General features: G+C 70.3%; 21 protein-coding genes. 15 read left to right on the top strand and 6 right to left on the bottom strand.

What is annotated here, in order from left to right; all coding sequences use genetic code 11:
* Positions 1-242: 242 nt before the first annotated feature.
* Complete coding sequence (locus tag MWU75_RS14135; protein ID WP_247091883.1) at positions 243-614, bottom strand: hypothetical protein; 372 nt, start codon at positions 612-614, stop codon at positions 243-245.
* 132 nt (positions 615-746) lie between these two features.
* Between MWU75_RS14135 and MWU75_RS14130 the strand changes: the two genes are divergently transcribed.
* Entirely contained in the window at positions 747-941 is a 195-nt protein-coding gene (locus tag MWU75_RS14130) for a hypothetical protein (RefSeq protein ID WP_247091875.1), read from the top strand.
* Positions 942-1,831: 890 nt separating this feature from the next.
* On the opposite strand, the gene MWU75_RS14125 is transcribed toward MWU75_RS14130, so the two are convergent.
* Positions 1,832-2,062, bottom strand: coding sequence for a DUF433 domain-containing protein (locus MWU75_RS14125; protein WP_247091873.1), 231 nt, complete (start codon positions 2,060-2,062; stop codon positions 1,832-1,834).
* A 170-nt stretch (positions 2,063-2,232) separates the two neighbouring features.
* On the opposite strand from MWU75_RS14125, the gene MWU75_RS14120 reads away from it, so the two are divergent.
* Positions 2,233-2,673: an alpha/beta hydrolase gene (locus tag MWU75_RS14120; protein ID WP_247091871.1), complete on the top strand. Its 441-nt coding sequence runs from the start codon at positions 2,233-2,235 to the stop codon at positions 2,671-2,673.
* 19 nt (positions 2,674-2,692) lie between these two features.
* Positions 2,693-4,003, top strand: a complete 1,311-nt coding sequence (locus tag MWU75_RS14115) for a ferredoxin reductase family protein (protein ID WP_247091869.1) — start codon at positions 2,693-2,695, stop codon at positions 4,001-4,003.
* Between the two features lie 185 nt (positions 4,004-4,188).
* Here the strand turns inward: MWU75_RS14115 and MWU75_RS14110 are convergent, their stop codons facing one another.
* The 3 genes from MWU75_RS14110 to MWU75_RS14100 are packed head-to-tail and all read right to left on the bottom strand — an operon-like array spanning position 4,189 to position 7,617.
* Positions 4,189-5,382, bottom strand: a complete 1,194-nt coding sequence (locus tag MWU75_RS14110; protein WP_247091867.1) for a cytochrome P450 — start codon at positions 5,380-5,382, stop codon at positions 4,189-4,191.
* Positions 5,383-5,434: 52 nt separating this feature from the next.
* Positions 5,435-7,021 carry an MDR family MFS transporter gene (locus MWU75_RS14105; protein WP_247091865.1) on the bottom strand — a complete coding sequence of 529 codons (1,587 nt, stop codon included), beginning with the start codon at positions 7,019-7,021 and terminating at the stop codon, positions 5,435-5,437.
* Complete coding sequence (locus tag MWU75_RS14100; protein WP_247091863.1) at positions 7,018-7,617, bottom strand: TetR family transcriptional regulator; 600 nt, start codon at positions 7,615-7,617, stop codon at positions 7,018-7,020. Before MWU75_RS14100 ends, MWU75_RS14105 begins: the two co-directional genes overlap by 4 nt.
* Before the next feature lie 53 nt (positions 7,618-7,670).
* Between MWU75_RS14100 and MWU75_RS14095 the strand changes: the two genes are divergently transcribed.
* The 5 genes from MWU75_RS14095 to MWU75_RS14075 all read left to right on the top strand — a co-directional run bounded on the left by MWU75_RS14095 (position 7,671) and on the right by MWU75_RS14075 (position 13,658).
* Positions 7,671-8,579, top strand: coding sequence for a hypothetical protein (locus MWU75_RS14095; protein WP_247091861.1), 909 nt, complete (start codon positions 7,671-7,673; stop codon positions 8,577-8,579).
* Positions 8,580-8,756: 177 nt separating this feature from the next.
* Positions 8,757-9,749, top strand: a complete 993-nt coding sequence (nadA, locus tag MWU75_RS14090; protein WP_247091859.1) for a quinolinate synthase NadA — start codon at positions 8,757-8,759, stop codon at positions 9,747-9,749.
* Positions 9,746-11,398 (top strand): L-aspartate oxidase, encoded by a 1,653-nt coding sequence (locus tag MWU75_RS14085; protein WP_247091857.1) that lies wholly within the window; start codon positions 9,746-9,748, stop codon positions 11,396-11,398. Before nadA ends, MWU75_RS14085 begins: the two co-directional genes overlap by 4 nt.
* Positions 11,395-12,291: a carboxylating nicotinate-nucleotide diphosphorylase gene (gene nadC / locus MWU75_RS14080; protein WP_247091855.1), complete on the top strand. Its 897-nt coding sequence runs from the start codon at positions 11,395-11,397 to the stop codon at positions 12,289-12,291. The genes MWU75_RS14085 and nadC overlap by 4 nt, the downstream gene beginning before the upstream one ends.
* A 29-nt stretch (positions 12,292-12,320) precedes the next feature.
* A complete protein-coding gene (locus tag MWU75_RS14075) occupies positions 12,321-13,658 on the top strand; it encodes a M20/M25/M40 family metallo-hydrolase (protein WP_247091853.1) in 1,338 nt (445 codons plus the stop codon).
* Positions 13,659-13,924: 266 nt separating this feature from the next.
* Here MWU75_RS14075 and MWU75_RS14070 read toward each other — a convergent pair whose 3' ends face one another.
* On the bottom strand, positions 13,925-14,110 hold the full coding sequence (locus tag MWU75_RS14070; RefSeq protein ID WP_247091851.1) for a DUF5703 family protein: 186 nt from the start codon (positions 14,108-14,110) through the stop codon (positions 13,925-13,927).
* Between the two features lie 111 nt (positions 14,111-14,221).
* Between MWU75_RS14070 and MWU75_RS14065 the strand changes: the two genes are divergently transcribed.
* From MWU75_RS14065 to mshC, 7 genes are all read left to right on the top strand, one after another.
* Positions 14,222-14,698 carry a hypothetical protein gene (locus MWU75_RS14065; RefSeq protein ID WP_247091849.1) on the top strand — a complete coding sequence of 159 codons (477 nt, stop codon included), beginning with the start codon at positions 14,222-14,224 and terminating at the stop codon, positions 14,696-14,698.
* A gap of 4 nt (positions 14,699-14,702) precedes the next feature.
* Positions 14,703-15,752: an LLM class F420-dependent oxidoreductase gene (locus MWU75_RS14060; protein WP_247091846.1), complete on the top strand. Its 1,050-nt coding sequence runs from the start codon at positions 14,703-14,705 to the stop codon at positions 15,750-15,752.
* Complete coding sequence (locus tag MWU75_RS14055) at positions 15,752-16,486, top strand: MSMEG_4193 family putative phosphomutase (RefSeq protein WP_247091844.1); 735 nt, start codon at positions 15,752-15,754, stop codon at positions 16,484-16,486. The genes MWU75_RS14060 and MWU75_RS14055 overlap by 1 nt, the downstream gene beginning before the upstream one ends.
* 10 nt (positions 16,487-16,496) lie before the next feature.
* Positions 16,497-17,039 (top strand): DUF3090 domain-containing protein, encoded by a 543-nt coding sequence (locus MWU75_RS14050; RefSeq protein WP_247091842.1) that lies wholly within the window; start codon positions 16,497-16,499, stop codon positions 17,037-17,039.
* A complete protein-coding gene (locus MWU75_RS14045) occupies positions 17,036-17,890 on the top strand; it encodes an SCO1664 family protein (RefSeq protein ID WP_247091840.1) in 855 nt (284 codons plus the stop codon). Before MWU75_RS14050 ends, MWU75_RS14045 begins: the two co-directional genes overlap by 4 nt.
* Positions 17,891-18,081: 191 nt before the next feature.
* Positions 18,082-18,660: a hypothetical protein gene (locus MWU75_RS14040; protein WP_247091839.1), complete on the top strand. Its 579-nt coding sequence runs from the start codon at positions 18,082-18,084 to the stop codon at positions 18,658-18,660.
* Positions 18,661-18,735: 75 nt separating this feature from the next.
* Positions 18,736-19,995 carry a cysteine--1-D-myo-inosityl 2-amino-2-deoxy-alpha-D-glucopyranoside ligase gene (gene mshC, locus MWU75_RS14035; protein ID WP_247091837.1) on the top strand — a complete coding sequence of 420 codons (1,260 nt, stop codon included), beginning with the start codon at positions 18,736-18,738 and terminating at the stop codon, positions 19,993-19,995.
* The last annotated feature ends 1 nt before the right edge of the window (position 19,996 follow it).

The raw sequence follows: 19,996 nt of genomic DNA, 5'->3' as shown, positions 1-19,996 counted from the left end.
CGACGAACAGGGCCACAGAGCCCGTAACGACTACGAGGGTCATCACTACGGTGGCTCGCACCCTGGTGTTCCTCACAGCCGGATCTTTGCACGGACGGCCGCCGGTCCGCCCGATCGCCACGACCGGATTTGCCGCGTGGAGGACGGCTACGCTCGTCCGGTCTTGCCGCTGAGCGTGGCCGCACGCTCAAAACCTGGGATGTCTGCTGCATCAACGGCGTTGCGGAGGTCCCCGAGGCTGTCTAGGGAAGCCCTGTCGCGCGTTGGTAGATCTCCTGAGTTGTCAAGGTGCCGACGCCGAAGGGCCCGACGACGGATACCGCGTGGACGTGCTGTCGGATCTGACGTCCCTGTTCATTCTCGAAGGCCAACGGGGTACCGATGAACGTGGCTAGGTTCTCGAAGGGGTTGAGCTCCAGCAGCACTTCGCTCTTCTCCTTGCCTACTGCGTCCTCGTTCCAGGTGGTAGTAAGGACTCCTTCGATCAGTTCGATGCTGGTGAACGCTTCCGCCATCATCACGCCCGCAGACCGTCGTTCGGCGATGTACGCGCGTACACCAGCTACGGCGTCCTCCCGTGAGATGGGAGTCTCGGGGGCGTCGTCGTAGGGCATTCAGTTCTCCTGTCTCAGCCCTGATGGCGACCACCAAGAGTGCTGAATCTCCGTCTTCTGGGCGAACGCCTCCACGAGCTACACCCGTGTATCTACGCGCTCGAGTGTCTGACACGTCGAACGGACTGTGCCGTGATCCGTTTCCCAGTCGATGTTTACGTGCGCGAATCCGTCTGCCAGCGGGTCTGTAAGCTCAGGAATCTCGAACGTGAGCATATGGCCAGCGTCGACGATTTCGGCGCTCTGATCCTCGGCCTGGCCGTGACTTGGTTCCACCTGCATCACGACGTGTCGCGCCGCGTGCTTACCCACGTTCTTCACGTGTAGCTGCCCTGAATCGCACCACCACACGGTCCACTGAACGTTGTGCCGTTCCCTAGCCCGTTGCTCTGCTCGCCGAGCCCACACAAGTGCGGGGACTCCCACCGCAAGTGCCGCGACCCCGAGCCCCGCGGAAGCTAGTGACAACACCGTCGCCCAGTCCATGAGCAAGAGGGTAGTGGGGGACACCGACACTCTCTAAGCGTCCGGCAGTCCACGTCCGACTTTGCCGCGGCCAGCTCGCACGCCTGCCGGGTTTTAGATGGGCGCGTCAGTCCGATTGAATTCGCCCCGCCGTGAATGGTTTCGAGGAGCGCGCCTGTCTGGAGTTCATCGCCCCCGGCCAACGTTGGGGCCGCCAGATACTGTGGACGCGGGATACCTAATCGGAGTCGAGATAGAACGCCTCGTGCGGTGGGGGCGTTGCCTCGCCGCTGTAGGCATGCGTTTGGCCGACGACCTCCTCGAACGGGATGGGGGTGCTCACGTCGTCGACTCCCAGCCATGTTTCCCGGTTGAACGGCAAGCCCAGACTCTGCCCGTCGACAGGGTTCGGGTCAGTCGGACTCACCACGCCTGGATCAGACGGAGAGTGAGTTCCGGCGTCGTCAGGCCGTGGTGCCTCTGACGTCTTCTCATGCTCTGGCATGGGCTCGATTCCTCCTCGCTAGGTCGGGTGCACTGACATCCATATAGCCGTGACCGTACCCTCCGAACACTCCTGTGAACAGGTCCCTCGGCTCACATCAGTAGCAGCGTGGCTGCGCGGGCTCGGTGCGTCTGCCTCGTCTGACTCCAGCACGCTTCCGGGAGGGGTTAGGCCGGTCGGTACAGCATGCACAGGGCTGGGGTGCTGCCGGTCAGGCGGGTGCTGAGGCACTCGTCCAGCAGAAATCTCACGCTGTGGTGCGCAGAGGGACCTGCCGTTCGCTGACGGCGAGGGCGGCGAACTCCAGGCTGGCCTGCACGTCGTCGGCGACGAGCTGGGGGTAGTCGGAGAGGATCTGTTCCACAGTGCGGCCTTGTGCCAAGAGCCCGACGATGGTGGCGACCGGTATCCGGGTGCCGCGCACGCAGGGCACGCCGCCCATGATGCGATGGTCCGCGACGACACGAGTCTTGGACATGAGTTCAGTGTCGTCCCGCACCCGAGAACGCTGCCCCAATCTGGCCTGAAAGGTGACCGGTTCCCGACCGTCGACACGGATGGTGGGTACGCAGCAGACCGCTGGGAAGGTGACTGACGAATCAGGTCCACTTCGTTGACAGCGGCACCCACCGCTGGGACCCTTCGGTCATGTCGGACAGCCCTGCCACCGTCGTCGTTCGCGTGCCAGGTGGGGGCCTCTTCCTCGACCCCGACCCGGAGGAGACGGAGCGGCGGCGGGTCCGGCTCGTGGACGTTCCCGATGACTCGACCATCGGCATCGTCGGGTGGTCTACTGCCGGGCTCGAGGCGCTCGAGATGGCCGCAGACAACCCTCAGATCCCGAGGCTCGTCCTCGCTTCGGTTCCCTACGTGGAGGACTCCGATAGCCTCGACCTCACCATGGTGGCAGCCAAGACGCTTCTTCTCTTCGGCGCCCGGGATCCACAGACCGGGTCACGGACCGGTCGCCAGTGGCAACGCGCGCTACCGGACGCACGCCTGGAGATGGTTCCCGACGGGGGGCACGATCTCATCGTCCCGATGTGGTCACGAGTGCTTGCCCACGTCGCCCCGCGTCGAACACGGTGACCGGGCCGAAGGGAGCACGATGACCAGCGTCGTCCGAGGCATGTCGTGGATTGCGATCTTCATCGGCGTCTGCGTGGCCCCGCTCGTCTTCGCGCTGGTGGGTGCGAGCCAGCCCGGGCAGGGCTTCTGGACCGACTTCTCGGTCGCTCTCGGCTTCGTCGGGCTGGCGCTGATGGGGGTCGAGTTCGCACTGGTCGCCCGGGTCCGGCAGATCGCAGAGCCGTTCGGGACCGATGCGGTGATCGACTTCCACCGCTACATCGGGACGACGGGCCTCATCTTCGTCCTCGTCCACGTGGCGCTGTCGGCGGACTGGAGCCAGGCCAACCCCTTCACCCCGAGCGACACGCCGCCCCTGGTGGTGGTCGGTGGTGTCGCGGTGGCGGCCTTGCTCCTGCTCATCGTGACCTCGGTGTGGCGGCGCCGGCTGCGCCTGAGCTACGAGTGGTGGCAGGTGCTGCACGCTGTCCTCGCCGTCGTCGCCGTGGTGGCGGCGGTGGTGCACGTGCTGCTCGTTGACCACTACGTCGACACGGCGTGGAAGCGTGCTCTCTGGGTCGTGATGGCGGCGGCCTTCGTCTGGGTGCTGCTGTGGGTCCGCGTCATCCGTCCGCTGCGGCTGCGTCGCCGGCCGTGGGTGATCCACGAGGCGCGGCCCGAGGCGGACCGGACGACGGTGATCACCCTGCGGCCCCAGGGCCACGACGGGATGCAGTTCGCCCCCGGTCAGTTCGCGTGGATCTCGATCGGCCGCTCGCCATTCCTGATCACCTCGCACCCCTTCTCCTTCAGTTCCAGCGCCGAACGGTCCGATGAGGTGTCGATGGCCATCAAGGCGATCGGGGACTTCACCTCGAGCGTGGCGGAGGCGCAGCCGGGGACCGTCGTCCACCTGGACGGCCCGCACGGCGTCTTCAGCATCGACCACGCCGAGGGAGCGGGCTACGGCCTGGTGGCCGGTGGCGTCGGGGTCGCCCCGGCGCTGAGCATGGTGGAGACCCTCGCCGACCGGTCCGACGCCCGTCCCGTCGTGCTGTTCGTCGGCGCCCGCGACCAGGACAGCATCATCCTGCACGAGCGGATCGAGGCGCTCCGGGAACGCCTCGACCTCCGCGTCGTCTACGTGCTGGAGAACCCCCCGCCGGGATGGGAGGGGGAGGTTGGCTACCTCGACGCGCAGATCATGGCCCGGCACCTGCCCGACGGCTACCGTCGGTTCCAATACTTCGCGTGCGGGCCCGTGCCGATGCTCAAGGCCGTGGAGGAGTCGCTCGTCGGGCTGGGCGTCCCCGGCGACCGTGTCCACACCGAACGATTCGACTGGGTGTGACCGGGCCACGGCACTCGCGCAGGCACCGGGAGGAGGAACCATGCGTCATACGTATCTGACCCGCATCGCCCTGGCGGCGAGCATCTTCCTGCTGCTGGCCTGCCTGGCCTTCGCCGCCGTGCAGAACTGACCTCCCGGGCGGACCCAGCGGTGACCGCCGACATCCGGCCGACCGATCTGTCCGGCTAGCGCAGGACCACCGGCACGGTGTCGAAGCCCCGCGACGGGAACGGATAGCGCTCCGGCGGCCGGTCCGGGTCGAGCTCGACGGAGGTCGTCGCACGCAGCAGCGCCGCGAGCGCCCCGCGGATCTGGAGGGTGGACAGCACCCGGCCTGGGCAGATGTGCGGCCCTGCGCCATACACGATGTTGTCGGCCCGGTGCTCCGCCGGTCGGTAGGCGTCAGGCTCGGGGAAGACCCGCTCGTCCCGGTTGGCCGCGGTCCAGTTCACGACCACGGCGGTGCCCGCCGGCACCCGGTAGCCGGCGAGCTCGGCATCCTGCAGCGTGCGGCGCTTGTTGAACGGGAAGGGGTCGTTGAGTCGGAGCATCTCGTCCACCGCCGCGTCGAGCTCCTCGGTGTGGTGCTCCTCGTCACCGGACAGGGTTCGCAGTCGGGCCTGCTCCTCGAGGTGGGTGGCCACGTGGTGGACCACGACGCCGATGCACGCGGCGATGGAGCCCAGGTCGCCCGCGGTCCAGTTGCGCAGGATCGAGACCAGCTCGGGGTCTGTGAGGGGCCGCTGGCCGCCGGGCGCAGCGGTGTCGGCCACCGTGTCGTGCAGCAGCCCCGTCGTCGGGTCCTCCGGCAGGTCCTCACCGGCTGCCAGGCGCCGGCGCCGGTCGTCGACCAGGTCGGTGACGATGCGGTCGAACCACGCGGCGACCTCGGCGTTGCGCGCGGCCTCCCCGGAGCGGGTGGCGGCGAAGTTGGCCTCGATCCAGTCCAGCAGCTCGCCCTCCAGGGACTCCGGCCAGCCGAGCCACCGGCACTGCACCCGCACCGCGACCTGCCGACCGTAGTCGTGCAGCACCTCGACGACGGTCCCCGGCTCGAGCAGGTCGGCCACCGCCTGGTCGCAGACCTGGGTGATCATCGAGGCCAGCGGCAGGATCCGGGTGTCGTCCAGGTGGCGGTCCACCACGTCCCGGAAGCGCCGGTGCTCCTCCCCGTCCATCCCGTTAGGCACGTGCAGGTGCCGCCGGGCCGCGCTGGAATAGACCTCGGGCGTCGTCGCCACGTGCAGCACGTCGGCGTGGCCCCGCACGGCCCAGGTGCCGTCATCCAGTATGACGACCGGGCACTCTCCCGGAGTCGTCTCCAGTCCGGCGTGGGGTGGGAGAGCGGTGGCTTCGGGGCTCGGGTGCGCTTCACTCACAGGCCCCACGATCCCAGGCTCGACACCGGCCCGCGAGCCAGGGTCCGCCGGGTCAGCGCGCGGCCGCGCCCACCGCCAGCTGCCCCTCGGCCAGCGACTCGGCGGGGATGTCGTCCTCGACGGAGGTGGAGAGGTCCTTCTCCTTGACGAACGCCAGCACGATCGCCGCGCAGATCGCCAGCGGGGTCATGTAGAGGAAGATCGGGATGAGGGCCTCGTTGTAGGACTGGATGATGGTCTCCCGCAGGGCATCCGGCATCTGGTTGACCAGCTCCGGCGTCAGGGAGTGCGCACCGTCCTGCGGCCCGGTCCCGGTGGGCACCTTGTCGGCCACCAGCTGCACCAGGCGGCTGGTGAAGATGCTGCCGACGACCGCGGTGCCCAGCGTCGCGCCGACCTGGCGGAAGTAGTTGGTCGAGGCCGTGGCCGTGCCCACCTCACGCACCGGGAAGGAGTTCTGGACGATCAGGGTGAGGATCTGCATACTCATGCCGAGGCCGGTGCCCATGATCGCCATGTAGGCGCAGACCAGCCAGGTGGGGGAGTCCCACTCCAGGGTGGACAGCAGGACCAGGGCGAGGGCCAGCAGGCTCGAGCCCATGATCGGGTAGCGCTTGTAGCGGCCCGTGCGGGTGACCAGCTGGCCCGACACGGTGGAGCTGACCAGCATCGACCCCATCATCGGCACCATGAGCAGCCCCACGATCGTGGCGGAGAGTCCGGTGGACATCTGCAGGTAGGTCGGCAGGTAGCTGATGGCCCCGAACATCGCCACCCCGGTGAAGAGCGCCGCGATGGTGGTCAGGTTGAAGTTGCGGTCCTGGAAGAGGTAGAGCGGGATGATCGGGGCCTCGGCGCGGGACTCGGCGAGCACGAACAGGATGCTCGCGACGAGGGCGGTGCCGCCCAGGCCCAGGATCATCGGGGAGGTCCACGCGTACTCGCTCCCGCCCCAGGTGCCGACGAGCACCAGCGAGGCCGTGGCGATGGCCATCAGCATCATGCCGAGGTAGTCCATCCGGGGCCGCTTCTCCTGGCTCCGCAGACGGGTGGGCAGGAAGAAGATGGTCGCCAGGGCCGCCAGTATGCCGAGGGGCACGGCGATCCAGAAGACCCACCTCCAGCCGGGGCCCTCGGTGAACCAGCCGCCGAGCAGCGGGCCGGCGACGGAGGAGAAGGCGAAGACGCCGCCCATGATCCCCATGTACTTGCCGCGCTCGCGGGCCGGGATGACGTCGGCGATGGCGGCCTGGCTCAGGATCATCAGGCCACCACCGCCGATGCCCTGGACGACGCGGGCCACGATCAACGCGTTCATGTCACCGGCCAGGGCGCCCATCACGGACCCCGCCACGAAGACGGTGATGGCGAACAGCAGCAGCGGCTTGCGGCCGAGCATGTCGCTGACCTTGCCGTAGATCGGCATCATGATCGTCGAGGCGAGGATGAAGCCGGTGATCACCCAGAGCATCTGGTCCACGCCGTGCAGCTCGCCCACGATGGTGGGCAGCGCCGTGGACAGCACGGTCTGGTTGAGCGAGGCTAGCAGCATGGTGACCATCAGGCCGGCGAATAGCAGCTGGATGTCGCGCTTCTCGTGACCCCGGTGCAGCGTGGCGGGAGTTTCAGTGTTCGTCATAGCGTGTTACGTAGGACCTCTCGGAAGGTTTCGATGCCCTGGATCAGGGTCGACTGGTCGTCTGCGGTGACTGACCCGGGCTGCGACTGGTAGCTGAAGCGGATGACCGCGCCGGCCAGGGCGATGAGCACCCGGGCCGACTCGGGGCTGTTGGGGAGCGACTCGGGCTGGTCCTCGATGACCTGGAGCGCGAGCCGCTCGGCGTCTGAGATGCGGAGCATGAATCGCTTGCGCAACTCTGGATAGTCGGTGGTGAGCTGCTTGCGCCGCAGGGGATCGTCCCCGGGGACCAGCGCGGTCCGGATCACTGCGGCGAGCAGCTGGACCGCACTGCTCAGCAGGTCGGTGCCCACCTGGGTGCGGAAGGACTCCAGCATCTCCTCGGTGAGCTCCGGGGTGCGCAACCCGACGACAGCGTCTTCCTTGGTGGGGAAGTAGTTGAAGAAGGTGCGCTGGGACACGCCGGCACGCTCGACGATCTCGTCGACGGTGACAGTGATCAGTCCCCGGTCCAGGACCAGCTCTGCCGCGGCCTCGTGGATCGATCGGAAGGTGTCGGTGCGCTTGCGCTCGCGGAGGGAGACGGAAGTTTGCACAACTGCATAATATGCAGAACTGCACGTTTGGTCAAATCGGGCATGATGGGCGCGTGACTGTCGAACGTGTCGGGGCCGAGCTCGTGGCGGTCGTGACAGCGGTCGCGGCGGGTCGACCCGTCGTGCTGACGGCGGACGAGGGACGGCACCTGCCGTTCGGACCGCTCCGCACCGAGCATCACTCGATGCAGGCCGGGCTCCATGCCTGGGTCGAGCACCAGACGGGGCACCGGCTTGGCTATGTGGAGCAGCTCTACACCTTCGCCGACCCCGCCCGTGCCACGACCGGCGGTCGCGTGGTGTCGATCTCGTACCTGGGGTTGACCAACGCTGTCGGTGACCGGCCGGGCAAAGCGTGGCGGGACTGGTACTCCTTCTTCCCCTGGGAGGACCAGCGTCACGACCGCCCGGGGGAGGGCCTGGTCCGTGAGGCCATCGAGCCCCGGCTCGGTGCATGGGTGGGGCAGGGTGACGGCACCGCTGAGCGCGAGGCGCGGCGCCTGCGCGCAGACGTCTGCTTCGGCCTGGGCGAGCGAGCCTGGTCGCCGGAGCTCGTGCTCCAGCGCTACGAGCTGCTGTACGAGGCCGGCCTCATCCCCGAGTCTCCGATGGCCAGCGCGGACCTCGTGGTGCCGGGGGAGGCGATGGCCGGGGACCACCGCCGCATCCTCTCGACGGGGCTGGCACGCCTCCGGGCGAAGATCCAGTACCACCCGGTCGTCTTCGAGCTCATGCCCGAGTCGTTCACGCTGGGACAGCTGCAGGCGACCGTGGAGGCGCTGGCGGGGCAGGCTCTGCACAAGCAGAACTTCCGGCGCCTGGTGACCCAGCAGGAGCTCGTGGAGCCCACAGGCGAGACGCACGGCGAGACCGGTGGACGTCCCGCCCGGATGTACCGCTTCCGTCGCGCGGTGCTGGACGAGCGTCAGGTCGCCGGCACCAAGCTGCCGCGCACCCGCTGACCGTGCGGCCCACGTGCCGGCCCGGCCCGGGGACCGGCTCGAGCGACCGGCCTGAGTGACCCCAACGGCCTTAGCCGACCCTCTCACCTGCACATTTGGTTATGCTCAGGATAGAGATATATCCTTCGGACCGTATCTATGCTCAACACAAGCATAAGGATCGAGACGGAGGCGACCATGACCACACTCACGCCGCACAGCCCGGCGGTGGAGCGCACCGCGCACCTCTACGACCGGGTCCGCCACGTCATCCCCGAGGTCGAGTGGCCGTTCTTCGCCGACAACGCCGAGGCCATCGTGCGACTCAAGCAGGAGCGCAACGCCGTCGTCCTGGCGCACAACTACCAGACGCCGGAGATCTTCCACTGCGTGTCCGACATCGTGGGGGACTCCCTGGCCCTGGCGCGCGAGGCGCAGAACGTGGAGGCCGACGTCATCGTGCTGGCCGGTGTGCACTTCATGGCGGAGACCGCCAAGCTGCTCAACCCGGCCAAGACGGTCCTCATCCCGGACCCGCTCGCCGGCTGCTCCCTGGCCGAGTCGATCACCGCGGCGGACGTCCGGTCCCTGCGCGCCGCCAACCCCGGCGTGCCGGTGGTCACCTACGTCAACACCTCCGCCGACGTCAAGGCCGAGAGCGACATCTGCTGCACCTCCGGCAACGCCGTGAAGGTCATCGAGTCGCTGGGCGTCGACCGCGTCATCATGATCCCCGACGAGTTCCTGGCGCGGAACATCGCGGCCCAGACCGGCGTCGAGGTCATCACCTGGCCCGGGCGCTGCGAGGTGCACGAGCGCTTCACCGCCGAGGACATCCGCAGCGTGCGCGCCGACCACCCCGGTGCCGTGGTCCTCGCGCACCCCGAGTGCCCTCCGGACGTGGTGGCGGAGTCCGACCTGTCCGGCTCCACGGCGCAGATGCTGGACTTCGTGGTCACCCGGCGGCCCCGTCAGGTCGCTCTCATCACGGAGTGCTCGATGAGCGACAACATCGCGGCCCAGCACCCGGAGGTGGAGTTCGTCCGACCGTGCAACCTGTGCCCGCACATGAAGCGCAACTCCCTGGCCAAGATCCGCCGCAGCCTGGAGACGATGACCCACGAGGTGACGATCGACCCGACCGTCGCGGACCGCGCCCGGGCCGCTGTGGAGCGGATGCTCGCAGTATGACGACCACTCCCGCTGTGACGACCACTCCCGTCATGCCCACCACTCCCGTCATCGTCGGCGGTGGCCTGGCCGGCTTGGTCACCGCGCTGCGGTGCGCAGAGCTGGGGCTGCCCGTCACCGTGCTCTGTGCCGGGCCGCTCGGCGCCGGGACCGCCAGCGGGTGGGCGCAGGGTGGCATCGCTGCCGCCGTCGGTGCCGACGACCACCCCGGCCGGCACGCGGCGGACACCATCGCGGCGGGCGCCGGCCTGTGCGACCCGGAAGCTGTGGACCGGGTGACCGCGGCCGCCCCCGGAGCCATCGACGGGCTGACGGCGCTGGGCGTGCGGTTCGACCGGCACCCGGACGGGACGCTGCGCCTGGGCCTGGAGGGGGCCCACGCACGGCACCGCATCGTCCACGCCCGGGGTGACGGCACCGGCGCCGAGGTGATGCGCGCCGTCGTCGCCGCGGTCCGGTCCCATCCCGCGGTCCACGTCGTCGAGCGTGCCCGGGCCGGGCGGCTGCGCGTCGAGGATGAGCAGGTCGTGGGCGTCGACGTCCGCGTCGACGGCCGGCCGGTGTGCTTCGAGACCGACGCGGTCGTGCTCGCCACAGGCGGCGTCGGAGCACTCTGGCAGCACACGACCAACCCCCTCGGGTCGCGCGGGCAGGGGTTGGCCATGGCCGCCCGCGCGGGCGCCGAGCTGCGCGACCTGGAGATGGTGCAGTTCCATCCGACCGCCCTCGACGTTGGGCTCGATCCGATGCCGCTGGTCAGCGAGGCCGTCCGGGGGGCGGGTGCCCTCTTGGTCGACGCTGCCGGACGCCCGCTCACCGACGATCCGCTCGGGGCACGCGACGTCGTGTCCAGGGCGGTGTGGCAGGCCTCGCGGCACGGTCAGGCCTACCTCGACGCCCGCCGGGCGATCGGTGCCCGCTTCGGCGAGCGGTTCCCCGCCGTGGCCGCGGCCTGTCACCGAGCCGGGATCGACCCTGCGAGCGGGCTGATCCCGGTGCGGCCCGCTGCCCACTACCACTGCGGCGGCGTCGTGGTCGACCCCCGCGGCCGGACGACCGTGCCCGGCCTGTGGGCCGTCGGCGAGGTGTCGAGCACAGGTCTGCACGGTGCCAACCGGCTGGCCAGCAACTCCCTGCTTGAGGCAGTCGTCTTCGGTGGTCTCGTCGCGGAGGACCTGGGTCAACGACCCCGGGCCATGAGGGACCCGGCGCCCCGGCTCAGCCGTGTGCCGGGCGGGCTCTCCCGTGCGCCACGGGGCGGACCTGCCGCCGCACACCCGGCCGACGCGCCGGACCTGCCCGCCCTCCGGGCCCGGATGTCCGACGCGGTCGGACTGATCCGCTCCGGCACCGACCTGGCGCGGCTCACTGGGCTGCTGCATGACGTCGTGGCGCAGGATCCCGACGGAGCCGACGACGCGGCGCTCGTGGCGTTCCTGGTCACCCAGAGCGCGCTCCAGCGGTGCGAGAGCAGAGGCGGCCACCTGCGCACCGATCACCCGCCGCAGGACACGGCCCCACGGCATACTGCGACGACGCTGTGGTCCGCCCTCGCCGGTGGTGACGCCCGCTCCACAGCGTTGCCACCCGAATCCTGCCCGCCCGAGTCCTCCCTGTCCGAAACCTCTCTGATCGGAGCTGGCGCATGAGCCTGAGCACCACGAGGACGCGGCGTGCCTCCACCATCGCGCCTCCCGCGACACTGACGGCGCTGCCCGACCTGCTGCTCGAGCCCCTCGTGCGCGCCGCGCTGCAGGAGGACCTGGGCCGGGCCGGCGACCTGACCTCCGCGGCGGTGATCCCGGCCGACGACACGGCGGCCTTCCGGATCACGGCGCGGGACCAGGGGACCGTTGCCGGCCTCGACCTCGCCCGCCTGAGCTTCACCCTGCTCGACCCCGGGATCCGGTTCACTCCGCTCGTCGACGACGGCGCCCGGGTCGCCCCCGGGGAGGCCGTCGCGCGTGTCGAGGGCAGCGCCCGCTCCCTGCTGTCAGCGGAGCGGGTGGCCCTGAACCTCCTCGGCCACCTCTCGGGCATCGCGACCGCGACCGCGACCATCGCCACCGCGATCGCCCACACCCAGGCGCGGGTCTGCTGCACCCGCAAGACCACCCCGGGGCTGCGGACCGTCGAGAAGTATGCCGTCCGCGCCGGTGGTGGCATCAACCACCGGTTCGGGCTGGACGACGCGGTCCTCGTCAAGGACAACCACATCGCGGTTGCCGGCTCGGTCACCGAGGCGGTCCGCCGGGTGCGCGCGAGCCTTCCGCACCTGGTGGCGGTCGAGGTCGAGGTGGACAGCCTGGACCAGCTCGAGGAGCTGTTGGAGCACCCGGTGGACGCCGTGCTGCTGGACAATATGTCGCCCGAGACAACCGCTGAGGCGGTCCGCCTCGTGGCCGGCCGCATGGTGACCGAGGCGTCCGGCCGCATCACGGCCGAGACGGCTCCCGCCCTGGCCGAGACCGGCGTGGACCTGCTGTCGGCGGGCTGGATCACGCACAGCGCACCCGTGCTGGACCTCGGCCTGGACCACTGAGACCCCGGGGGGCGGGATAGCCTCGGGGGATGACCATCGACGCCACCACCGTGCCCTCACCGCAGGACGAGGTCGTCCAGATCTGCAAGGACCTCATCCGGATCGACACCAGCAACTACGGGGACGGGACCGGGCCGGGGGAGCGAGCCGCGGCCGAGTACATCATGGGGCTGCTGACCGAGGTGGGCCTCGACCCGCAACTGACGGAGTCCGACCCGGGCCGGGCCAGCGTCGTCGTCCGCACCCCGGGCCGGGACTCCGGCCGTCCGGGTCTGGTGCTCCACGGGCACACCGACGTCGTGCCGGCCGCCGCCGAGGACTGGCAGGTCGACCCGTTCGCGGCCGTCGAGAAGGACGGCTGCATCTGGGGTCGGGGCGCCGTCGACATGAAGGACATGGACGCCATGCTCCTGGCCAACCTCCGCCACCTGGCACGCACCGGCCAGCAGCCGCCGCGTGACATCGTGTGGGCCTTCTTCGCCGACGAGGAGGCCGGTGGCGTCAAGGGCGCCGGGCACGTCGTCGAGCAGCACCCGGAGTGGTTCGAGGGCTGCACCGAGGCGATCAGCGAGGTCGGCGGGTTCTCGATCACCCTGGACGGCAAGGCCACCGGCGCGCCAGAGCGCGCCTACCTCCTGCAGACCGCCGAGAAGGGCATCGCCTGGCTGCGGCTGCACGCCCACGGGCGGGCCGGGCACGGCTCGGTCCCCAACCCGGACAACGCCCTGGTCCGGCTCGCCTGTGCCATCAACCGGATCAGCGCCCACCCGTGGCCCCGCACCTACATCGCCTCGGTCCGCGAGCTCTTCGACGGCATCTCGGGGATCACCGGGGTCTCGTGGGACGAGGACGATGTCGAGGGGATGCTGTCGCGCATCGGCGGCGCCCGCGGCTTCGTCGAGGGCACCCTGCGCGACACGGCCAACTTCACGATGCTGGACTCGGGCTACAAGCACAACGTCATCCCGCAGACCGCCTCGGCCTCCCTGGACTGCCGCTTCCTGCCCGGTCACGAGGACGAGCTGATGGACACCGTCCGGGAGCTCGCCGGCGAGCACGTCGAGGTCGAGATCGTCCACAAGGACGTCGCGCTGGAGTCCTCCACCAGCGGTGAGCTGGTCGAGTCGATGAAGCGTGCCCTGCTCAAGGAGGACCCGGGCGCCCACGTCCTGCCCTACTGCCTCTCCGGTGGCACCGACAACAAGCACCTGTCCCGCCTGGGCATCGAGGGCTACGGCTTCGCCCCGCTGATGCTGCCGCCCGACCTGGACTTCGTCGGCATGTTCCACGGCATCGACGAGCGGGTCCCGGTTGACGCCCTCACCTTCGGCACCCGGGTGCTGCAGCGGCTCATCGAGGACTGCTGAGCGCGACGACAAGAACGCCAAGAACACCTGCTCAAGGCCGGTGACGGGTGGGGAGTCGACGGGAGTCCACTGCTGATCCCCCCGTACGTCGAGGCACCGCCGATGGACAGCGCTGCGGGACGTCTTCGAGCCGGAAGGCGTTCTTCGAGCCGACTGCAGTCGGCCGTGAGATACGGACGGCGCTCGAAGACGGTGGTCAGCGGCGGCGGGACGGGCGCTGTGAGGGCCACCGGGTGGTGCTGGGGGATTGACGGAGCCCTCGTGCCTCAGGCCGTGCGCTGGACCCGGATGATGCGGCGGCGCAGCACCGCCTTGCGGACCCCGCCGAGGTAGAGGCTGATCCGCCACAGCTCCCAGTGGCCGTACTCGGCGTGCTCGGCCAGGGACTGCCGCACGGCAGCACGGGACTCGTCGCGACCGAACGTCAGCATGCGGTACTCGTACTCACCCATCGAGACAGATACTGCGCAGGCCCGGCCCAGAAATCAACTGCTGGCCCGGCGCGCCGGTCAGGCTGAGGATTAGCCAGCGCGCCGGAGGGGGAAATTCGCTACCGTCATGCCATGACGTCTGACCCGCGGGCCGCGCTGTCCACTTTCGTGGCCGCCCTCGAGACCCACCTGGAGCTCTCCGCCGTGCGCCGAGGGGAGAACGACCCCGCCGTCGTCACGGCCTACAACAAGGTCGCCGACGCGTTCGTGGCCTACGACGACGCGCTGCTCGACGCCTTCGGTGAGGTAACGCCCCTGGACGTCTACTCCGACGAGGACGAGGACGACGTCGACGAGGCCAGCATCATCGAGGAGTCCGACGTCGAGCAGGACGACTTCGAGGAGTTCGACGATGACCTCGAGGACGACGACGAGGACGACGACGACCTGGACGACGACATCGCCGAAGAAGGGCAGGGCGGTCGCGGCTACGTCGGGCTGGACGATGAGGAGTATGACCTCGACGGCGACGACGCCGAGCAGGACGACGACGCCGAGCAGGACGACGACGCCGAGCAGGACGACGACGCCGAGCGGGACAGGGCCTAGGGGCGTGCGTCTCGGGCTGAACTGCGGCTGGTGGGGGACCGGCAACGACGATGAGCACCTGGCTCTGGTGCACCGCGCCGAGGAACTGGGGGTGCATGTCGTCTGGGCCTCCGAGGCCTACGGCGTCGACGCCGTGACGGTGCTCTCGTGGGTCGGCGCCCGCACCTCCCGGATCCGCCTCGGTGCGGGTGTCCTTCAGATCCCCGGACGCACTCCGGCGATGACCGCGATGACCGCCGCGGGTCTCAACTCGCTGTCCGACGGGCGCTTCGACCTCGGCCTGGGGGTCAGCGGACCGCAGGTCTCGGAGGGTTGGCACGGGGTGCCCTTCGCCAAGCCGCTGGAGCGGACCAGGGAGTATGTCGAGATCGTCCGGTTGGCCCTGGGTCGCCAGCGGGTGGAGTTCCACGGCAGGCACTTCGAGCTCCCGCTGCCCGGCGGCGCGGGCAAGGCCCTGCGCACCACGGCCGCGCCCTCCGCCCACAGCGTCCCGATCTATCTCGCCGCCGTGGGGCCGAAGAACCTGGAGCTCGCCGGGGAAATCGCCGACGGCTGGCTCGGCATCTTCCTCAGCCCGGAGTTCACCGCTGAGCAGGTGGCCTCGATCCGCGCGGGACTGGCGCGGTCCTCCGACCCGGACCGGCCGTTCGACCTCGATGCCACGGTGCCCCTCTCGGTGCAGGACGACGTGGCGACGGCTGCCGACGCCGTCCGTGCCTACGCCGCGCTCTACGTCGGCGGGATGGGCTCGCGCCGACAGAACTTCTACAACGCCCTCGCCGTCCGAATGGGGTATGACGAGGCGGCCGCGCAGGTGCAGGACCTCTACCTGGCCGGGAGCTACCGCGAAGCGGCCGCGGCGGTGCCCCAGCAGTTCATCGACGACACCAGCCTGTTGGGCCCCCGGGACCGGATCGCCGAGCGCCTGACGCGCTATGCGGAGGCCGGGATGTCCACGGTGACGCTGGCGCCCTACGGCCGGACGATCGAGGAGCGCATCGCGGCGCTCGAGACCGGTGTGGCCGCCGCGGAGCAGGCCGGCCTGCTGACCTGATGGCCGTCGCTCTCCTCGTCCGGCACGGCCGCACCGCCGCTAACGCCGACGGCATCCTTGCCGGGTGGACGCCGGGCGTGCACCTGGACGAGAAGGGCAGGGAGCAGGCTGAGCGCCTGGGGCAGCGGTTGGCGCCGACGCCACTGGTCGCTGTGGTGAGCAGCCCGCTCGAGCGGTGCCGGCAGACAGCCGAGGCGATCCAGGGGGCGCAACCGGGGGCCCGGCCCGCGCGCCACCTCGAGGACGACATCGGGGAGTGCCGCTACGGCGCGTGGACCGGGGGCCGGCTCAAGGACCTGGCGGACGAACCGCTGTGGCGTGAGGTCCAGGAGCGACCCAGCACCGTGCTGTTCCCCCCGCACGAGCGCTACGAGAGCGAGTCGATGACGCAGATGCGGGACCGCGCGGTGCGCGCAGTCAGGGCCTGGGACGAGCGGATCGAGGCCGAGCACGGCCCGGGGGCGGTCTGGGCGGCCGTCAGCCACGGCGACGTGATCAAGGCGTTGCTCAGCTGGTTCCTCGGCAGCCCGCTCGACCGGTTCCAGCGGATCGTCGTGGACCCGGCCTCGGTCAGCATCGTGCGCCAGTCCTCGCGCCAGCCCTTCGTGCTGCGGGTCAACGACACCGGCACCGACCCGGTGGACCTCAGGGCACTGTCGACCGCCCTGACCAAGGAGACCCCCGACGGTCGTCGCGACGACGCGGCAGTCGGCGGCGGCGCGGGCAGCGATTAGGGTCGCTCCTATGCCTCTGCACGAGTTCGACCCACCGGAGCGGTTCATCACCGCGGCCGTGGGCCCACCCGGTCAGCGCACATTCTTCCTCCAGGTGAGCGGCGGCGGACGGCGGATAACCGTGTCGCTGGAGAAGGAGCAGGTCAAGATCCTGGGCGAGCGGCTGGCCGACCTGCTCGACCAGGTCGCCGGCTTCGAGGGCGCGCCGGAAGCGGCGGAGGGCCTCGCCGACAACGCACCGTTGGACACGCCGATCGAGGACGACTTCCGGGTCCAGAGCCTGAGCCTGGCCTGGGACCCGGGCACCCGGCGGGTCGTGATCGAGGCGCATGAGGTCCCCCCTCCCGAGGACGAGACAGAGGCGGAGCTGTCGCCGGAGGAGGTGGTGCTGGCCGGTCACATCCGGGTCGTCCTGCCACCGCCCATGGCTCGGGCCTTCGCGCAGCGGTGCGCGACGGCCCTCGAGGGTGGCCGTCCCAACTGCCCGTTCTGCGGTCAGCCGCTCGACCCAGGGGGCCACATCTGCCCCAGGGCCAACGGCTTCCGGCGGTGACCGGCCCGACCGGCTCGGGTGCGCGGTCCCACGACGGCCGGACTCAGGACCGTGCGGCGGTCGGCGAGCGTCTGAGCACCGCCGCGATCGAGGTCGAGGGCGTGTTGCCCGACGCCTCCAACCTCACCGCGCGCGTGCTGCTCACGGATGAGGCTGGCGTGCCCACCGGGGAGCGCGCCATCTACAAACCGCTCCGCGGCGAGGCCCCGCTCCGGGACTTCCCCACCGGCACGCTCGGTCACCGCGAGGTCGCCGCCTACGAGATCAGCGCCGCCGGGGGCTGGGACCTGATCCCGCGCACGGTCTGGCGGGACGGCCCGCTGGGGCCGGGCTCGGTGCAGCACTGGGTGGACTGGGAGGCGGCCGGTCGGGCACCGGGCGACGGCCTGCTCGACGTGTTCGGCGGCGGGGAGGTGCCGGAGGGCTGGCTCGCCGTGGTCCGGGGCGAGGACGGCGACGGCGCACCGGTGACCGTCGCCCACCGCGACACCCCCGACCTGGCCTCCCTGGCGGTGCTGGACCTGGTGCTGAACAACGCCGACCGCAAGGGAGGCCACCTGATCCGCGACGGCGCGGGACGCCTGTGGGGTGTCGACCACGGGCTCACCCTGCACGCGGAGGCCAAGCTGCGCACGGTGCTCTGGGGCTGGGCCGGGCAACCCATTCCCGATGATGACATCCAGCGGCTCGAGAGGCTCCGTGGCCGCCTGGAGTCACGGCATACCATCGCCCAGCTCATCGCACCCGAGGAGCACGCCGCACTGCTGCGCAGGCTCAACGGGGTGCTGGCGCACCCGGTCTTCCCCGAGCTGCCCCCCGGCCGCTATCCGCTGCCGTGGCCCCTGTGGTGACCAGGCCCGCTGAAACAACGCGCCCAGATCTCCTATAAGCACATCGGAAGTGCGACACCCTGCGGGCCTTCGGGCCCGACGGTGACGCGCCCGCGCCGGTGTCGCGACCAGGCGCGCGATTGGTGCGTCGGAGACTTGTGCCGACCGTGATGGAAGGGTGCCCAGTGGATCGGTTGTCCCAGGTGACGGGCGTGAGTGCCGTGGTGAGCGGCGTGTCGTGGAGTGCCGCGGCGGTGTCGCACAACCTGCAGCCGCAGGGCTGCGTGGCCGAGGGCTGCGCGTCGAGCGTGATGCGGGGTTCGACCGCGCTGACAGGGATGCTCCTGGCCGTCGCGGGCCTGATGCTCGTGGTGTCCGTCAGCGGGCTGCTCCTGATGACCAGACGGGCCAGCCAGCGCGGGCCGCTGGTCTGGACCGCGGTGACCAGCCTTGGCGTGGGAGTGGCGTGCTTCCTGGCCGCCGGAGTCGTGTCGGGGTTCGTCGACGCCGACTGGTCCGGGATGCCTCTGCTCGTGGCGCCCGGGATCGTGTTCCTGGTCCTCGGCCTACTGATGGTCGCCACCATCGTCTGGCGCGCACGTGTGCTACCCCACCAGGTCTCAGTGGCCATCCTGGTCACCGCACTGTTGTTGCCGCTGGCCAACGAGCAGACCTCGCTCGTGCTCCTGGCGGTCCCCTTCGGTCTGGCCTGGGCCGGCACGGGGGTCTACCTCCTGGCTCGGGATCGGCATGGAGTGCGCCCACGCGTCCTGGCCCCCAACTCCACCTGACCACTGCCCCCGAACGACACCTGTCGAGACGCCCGGTGGTGGGCGCGGGTGTGAGCGGAGATTAGGCTCCCACCCGTGAGGACGTGGACGAGTGCAGCTGTGCCCGAGATCGCCGGACCCGGGGAGCGAGGCCCCCTCCACGTCTATGACACGGCGACCCGCTCGGTGCGCCCGGTCCATCCCGAGAGCGGCCACGCCCGGCTCTATGTCTGCGGCATCACGCCCTACGACGCCACGCACATGGGCCACGCGGCGACCTATGTCACCTTCGACCTGCTGATCCGGGCCTGGCTCGACGCCGGGCTGGAGGTCACCTACGTGCAGAACGTGACCGACGTCGACGAGCCCCTGCTGGAGCGCGCCGAGCGGGACGGTGTCGAGTGGCAGGACCTGGCGACGGGTCAGATCGCCCTGTTCCACGAGGACATGGAGGCTCTCAACGTGCTGGCGCCGCAGCACTACGTCGGGGCGATTGAGGGGATCCCCGACGACGTGACGGCGGTGCAGCGACTGCTCGCGGCGGGCACGGCATACTCCCTCCCCTCGGAGGACGGGACCGGCGAGGACGTCTATCTCGACCTGTCCACCCAGCCCACCTTCGGGGACGTCTCCGGCTGGACCCGCGACCAGATGCTGGAGGTCTTCGCCGAGCGTGGCGGCGACCCGGATCGTCCCGGCAAGCGGGACCGGCTGGACCCGTTGCTGTGGCGTGCCCACCGCGAGGGTGAGCCGCACTGGCCCGGTGAGTCCCTGGGGGAGGGGCGGCCGGGGTGGCACATCGAGTGCACCACGATCGCGCTGCGCTACCTCGGCGAGACCTTCGACATCCAGGGCGGGGGGACCGACCTGATCTTCCCGCACCACGAGATGAGTGCCGTCCAGTCCCGGGCGCTGACCGGCCAGGCCTTCGCCAGCGCCTACGTGCACCAGGCGATGGTGGGGCTGGACGGCGAGAAGATGAGCAAGTCCAAGGGCAACCTGGTGATCGTCTCCGCGCTGCGCCGCGACGGGGTTGACCCGATGGCCATCCGGCTGGCGCTGCTGGGGCAGCACTACCGTCAGCCGTGGGACTGGACACCGCAGATCCTCCAGGACGCGGTGGACCGGCTCGCGGCCTGGCGCGCTGTTGCCGGCGGGACGGTGAGTACCGCGGACGGAACGACGGGCGTGGGCCCCGAGGCCTCGGTGATCGGGACCGTGCGGGCCGCCCTGGCCGACGACCTGGACTCCCCGACGGCGCTGCGCGTGGTGGACGAGTGGGTCGGTGCGGGGGCGCCCGGCGACCGTGCAGCCGTCGGGGCCGCGGTCGACGCGCTGCTTGGCGTCAGGCTGTGAC

The sequence above is a fragment of the Ornithinimicrobium sp. F0845 genome (assembly GCF_023015765.1).
Lineage (GTDB): Bacteria > Actinomycetota > Actinomycetes > Actinomycetales > Dermatophilaceae > Ornithinicoccus.
Note: the sequence above shows the minus strand (reverse complement) of the source record. Positions and strands in the feature narration are given on the sequence as shown.